A 4,273-nucleotide genomic window follows, 5' to 3' on the forward strand; every position below is an offset into this window, starting at 1 on the left:
GCCCTTCTTGTGTGTGTTGTTGGCTCTTCCTGGGGGGGGGTGTGCCCCACCCCCCCCCCAGCCCGTGGTTCGGCCTCCGCGGGGGCGGGCCCCGCCCCCCCCCCCCCCCCCCACTTCGACGTTTCCGGCCTCCACTTCGACGTCTTGGCCACCGGACGGTGGTGTCACCGCCGTGACGTGGCGACGGCCGCCTCGTACGAGGGCGCGACCGGTACGTCGGTCAGCGACCAGCCCGGCAGGGGGGCCGGCTCGGACCCCAGGCCCGTGTACGTGCGCTCGAGGCCGCCGGCGAGCCCTTCGCCCGTGCCCTTGAGGTAGGCCTCCTTGCGTACCCAGCACCGGGTGAACGCGGCCTGCCGGGCCTCCGGGGGCAGCCGGTCGAACTCCTCCCGTTCGAGCGGGTGCAGGCTGCCCGCGACGAGCTCCGACACCTCGGCCTCCGGGTGCGCCTCGATGTCGACGCCCACGGGGGTCGTGGCGAGTCCGACGAGCACCAGGTCCCGGCTGTGCGAGAGGGAGAAGTGGAGCGCCCCGCCCCGGACGGCCGGCCGGCCGTGCGGCCCCGCGCAGAGCGGACAGTCCTCCCGGACGAGCACCACCTCGTCCGCCGGCATCCCCAGGTAGTGCCCGAGCAGTCGCCGCAGGCCCCCGTGCGCCGCGAGGTAGCGGGCTCGGTCGCCCTCCCGCATGAGCGCCCGCCACCGCCGCCGTTCCTCCTCGTCGAGGAGGTCGTACGCGTCGGGGTCCTCCGACACCGGCAGCAGCCAGAGCGCCACCGCCCCGTCGGTGAGGGGCGCCGTGGACGGCTCCGGCCCCGAGCCGGCCCGCAACAGCCGTACGGGAGTGATCTCCATGGTCATGCCGTCATTCTGCAACGAGGCCGGGCCCTCGCGTGTTACCCATTGGTAGGGCATGCTTGCGGGCAACCATCCAACGGCCGGGGGCTGAGGCAGCGGTGACGACTTTCGAGGAACGGGCCACGGTGCACGCCTTCCGCGACGACGCGCTCGGGGAGCACGACGCCGTCGGGCTCGCCGGGGCGATCCGGCGGCGAGAGGTCGGCGCCGCGGAGGTCGTCAGGGACGCGGCCGAGCGGGTACGGGCGGTCGAGGCCCGGCTCCACGCGGTGCAGGTCCGTCTCGACGCCCCGGCGCTCGCGGCCGGGGCGGGCGGCGGAGCGTTCGCCGGGGTGCCGACGTTCGTCAAGGACAACACCGACTACCTGGGCCTGCCCACCGGCCACGGCAGCGCGGCTTTCACCCCGAGGGCCGCGCGGCGGCACGCGCCGTTCACCCGGCAGCTCCTGAGCAGCGGCGTCATCGTGCTGGGCAAGACCCGGCTGCCCGAGTTCGGATTCAGCCCCGCCACGGAGTACGAGGGCGCCGAGCCGGTGCGCAACCCGTGGAACACCGGCTACTCGGCGGGTGGTTCGTCGGGCGGCAGCGCGGCCCTCGTCGCCGCCGGGGCGGTGCCGATCGCGCACGCCAACGACGGCGGCGGCTCGATCCGCATTCCGGCGGCCTGCTGTGGGCTCGTCGGTCTCAAGCCGACCCGGGGCCGGGTCGTGACCAACGCCCAGAGCCGTCAACTGCCCCTCGACATCGTCTCGGACGGCATCGTGAGCCGTTCCGTACGGGACACCGCCGCGTTCCTCGCCGCCGCCGAGGCGCACTGGCGCAATCCGGGACTGCCGCCCCTCGGTCTGGTCGAGGGCCCCTCGGACCGGCGGCTCCGCATCGGGTTCCTGGTGGACTCGCCGAGCGGGGTCCACACCGACGCCGCCACCCGGGCGGCCGTCACCGGCACGGTGGCCACCCTGGAACGGCTCGGGCACACCGTGGAACCGGTGGAGCTTGCTCTCGACCCCCGCTTCACCGACGACTTCCTCACCTACTGGGGGATGCTGTCGTTCCTCATCGGCGTCACCGGTCGTTCCCTCGGCCGGGACTTCGACCGGCGGCGGATGGACGGCCTCAGCCGGGGACTGCGCGAGGACTACGTGAAGAGCTGGCGGAGCACTCCGGGTGTGCTGCGGCGGCTGAGGCGTACGAGGGAGGCGTACGCGGCGGCCTTCCGGGGCCTCGATCTGATCCTCACGCCCGTACTGGCCCACACCACCCCGGAGCTCGGGCACCTCAGCCCGACCGTCCCCTACCGGACCCTGATCGAGCGGATCCTCGCGTACGTCGCCTTCACGCCGCTGAACAACGTCGTCGGTACGCCCTCGATCTCGGTGCCCGCCCCGGACGCGACCGAGGAGGGGCTGCCCGTCGGCGTCATGTTCTCCGGCCGTCCCGGCAGCGAGCGGACCCTCCTCGAGGTCGCGTTCGAGCTGGAGGCGGACCGCCCGTTCCGGCGCCTCCAGGACGTCTGACGGGGGACACGGGCGACACGGGGAACACGGGAGAGACCCGGAGACGGCCGGAGAGAGCCGCCCGCCGCACTGCGGCGAGCGGCCGCCCTCCGGCCGTCCTTCCGTGGTGGGGCCGCGTCAGCTGTCGTCGCCGAGGGCGCGCTTGAGCTGCGCCTTGTCCATCTTGGAACGGCCGTCGACGCCGCGGCGCTTGGCCTCTTCGTAGAGCTGGTCGTACGTGCGCCCCTCGGCGCCGCTGTGGGAGCGCCGTCCTCCGCGCTCGCCGGAGGACATGTCCTCCCGGGACTGCCGGCTCGAGGTCTTGGACTCGCCCTGCCGGGCCCGTTCCTTGTTCACCGTGCGGGAGGCGATCTCCTTGGCGCGCTTCGTGCTCTCGCCGCGGTCCTCCGCGCTCTCCTTGATGTGCTCGTACTGCCGTTCCCGTTTCGGGCTGGATCCGCGAGGCATGGTGTTTCTCCTTCCGGCGCGTTCCGAGGGGCTTGCCGTCGTGCGGCTACCCGCGTCGCGATACGTCACGCGTCACGCGCCGGTCGTCGTCGCTGTCCGAGCCGTGCCGGTTCCGGGCCCACAGCGGCAGCGCGAACCAGCACAGCAGGTACCAGGCGAGTACGGGCGCCACGAGCCAGGGGACGATCGTGTTGTCGGTGGCCACCCGCAGGATGAGGAAGAGCGCGGCGGTGAGGGTGGCGACCAGCAGCAGGACTCCGACCATGACCAGCCGGGACGCCCAGACGACCGCCTGCGGCTTGATCCGCCGGCCGGAGACGATCCGGTGGAAGGAGACCGGACCGATGAGTGCGCCGGTGGCGAGCGACCCCAGGATCACCGTGAGGATGTAGGTCGCCTTGTCGGTGGAACCGAGGCTTTCGTACCGGGGGGTGAAGACCACGGTCAGCAGGAATCCCAAGAGGATCTGCACGCCCGTCTGGGTCACCCGTATCTCCTGCAGGAGATCCTGCCACTGCCGGTCGGCGCGTTCGTCCGCGGTCTCCTCGCGTCCCCGCCCGTTTCCGTCGACAGCCATCTTTTCACCCTCCCGATCCGACGGCCCAGGTCAGGCGGGCCGTAGACCGCGTCTGCCCCGGTCGGTCAAATCGCATCCGCGCAAGTCCTATCTTCATTTGATCGCACAAGAAGGGCCCGGCATCCGGGCCCGCCACGAGGGGGAATGCCGGGCGTTCCTCGGGGAAGGGGCCCGGTGAACGTGGAAGAAGCGAGGCCGGGTTCGACGAGAGACCGGGTGGGCAGAACTGTGACCGCAGGGCATCGCATGCCGGAAGGGAACCGGCGACGGGCTCCGGCCGACGCGGCCCAGGCGCGCGAAGAACCCGGGAGTGCCGGATCGTACGTCCCACGCGACGCCGCCGAGGCGCGGGCCCGGGTGGCCCGGGCGCTGGAGACGGCCGTGGCCGGTACGGGCGGGCGTCCGTCCCCGACAGCCGTCGGGGACGCCCTTCTCGTGACGTCGGAACTGGTGAGCAACGCGCTGCGACACGGGGGCGGCCTCACCGGCTTCGACGTGGAGTCGGACGGCGACGCGGTGACGATCACCGTCGCGGACGCGAGCGATGAGCTGCCGCACCCCGCGGACGGGCGGGGAAGGAAGCGGGACGCCGGACCGCGGGGACCGGGGGAGGGCGGCTTCGGCTGGCCCCTGATCGGATTGCTGGCGTCGGAGATCAGGATCCGTCGCCTGCCGGGGGGCGGAAAGGCCATCGAGGTACGGCTGCCGCTCCACTGATTCTGTCCGGTCTCTTCGTCCCGGCCCTTCCGTGCCTCTCTCCCGTACCTCTACCGCCCTTTTCCGCCCGTTACCTTCTTCGTGGCCCCGCAATGGGGCTCCCGGTCTCCGGGCCCGGCATGACTTGTCGCCCCAGTCGATCATGATCGAAAAGGTGC

General features: G+C 72.5%; 5 protein-coding genes. 2 read left to right on the plus strand and 3 right to left on the minus strand.

Annotated elements, in window-relative coordinates; translation table 11 throughout:
• Window positions 1-164: 164 nt before the first annotated feature.
• The gene (locus tag ACFWUY_RS40660) at window positions 165-860 is read right to left on the minus strand and encodes a 4'-phosphopantetheinyl transferase family protein (protein ID WP_384121843.1); all 696 of its coding nucleotides are present in this window, start codon (window positions 858-860) and stop codon (window positions 165-167) included.
• 95 nt (window positions 861-955) lie between these two features.
• Between ACFWUY_RS40660 and ACFWUY_RS40665 the strand changes: the two genes are divergently transcribed.
• A complete protein-coding gene (locus ACFWUY_RS40665) occupies window positions 956-2,374 on the plus strand; it encodes an amidase (RefSeq protein ID WP_384121845.1) in 1,419 nt (472 codons plus the stop codon).
• A gap of 117 nt (window positions 2,375-2,491) precedes the next feature.
• Here ACFWUY_RS40665 and ACFWUY_RS40670 read toward each other — a convergent pair whose 3' ends face one another.
• Window positions 2,492-2,821, minus strand: a complete 330-nt coding sequence (locus ACFWUY_RS40670; protein WP_384121847.1) for a plasmid stabilization protein — start codon at window positions 2,819-2,821, stop codon at window positions 2,492-2,494.
• Between the two features lie 46 nt (window positions 2,822-2,867).
• On the minus strand, window positions 2,868-3,398 hold the full coding sequence (locus tag ACFWUY_RS40675; RefSeq protein ID WP_384121849.1) for a DUF6328 family protein: 531 nt from the start codon (window positions 3,396-3,398) through the stop codon (window positions 2,868-2,870).
• Window positions 3,399-3,644: 246 nt separating this feature from the next.
• Here ACFWUY_RS40675 and ACFWUY_RS40680 point away from each other — a divergent pair, with 246 nt between their 5' ends.
• A complete protein-coding gene (locus tag ACFWUY_RS40680) occupies window positions 3,645-4,115 on the plus strand; it encodes an ATP-binding protein (RefSeq protein ID WP_384121851.1) in 471 nt (156 codons plus the stop codon).
• Window positions 4,116-4,273 lie beyond the last annotated feature (158 nt).

The organism is Streptomyces sp. NPDC058664 (assembly GCF_042716635.1).
Lineage (GTDB): Bacteria > Actinomycetota > Actinomycetes > Streptomycetales > Streptomycetaceae > Streptomyces.

Excerpts from the sequence above, each read along its gene's own strand:
- ACFWUY_RS40660 (WP_384121843.1), bottom strand. The coding sequence starts at position 860 with ATGACCATGGAGATCACTCCCGTACGGCTGTTGCGGGCCGGCTCGGGG.
- ACFWUY_RS40670 (WP_384121847.1), bottom strand. The coding sequence starts at position 2,821 with ATGCCTCGCGGATCCAGCCCGAAACGGGAACGGCAGTACGAGCACATC.
- ACFWUY_RS40675 (WP_384121849.1), bottom strand. The coding sequence starts at position 3,398 with ATGGCTGTCGACGGAAACGGGCGGGGACGCGAGGAGACCGCGGACGAA.
- ACFWUY_RS40680 (WP_384121851.1), top strand. The coding sequence starts at position 3,645 with ATGCCGGAAGGGAACCGGCGACGGGCTCCGGCCGACGCGGCCCAGGCG.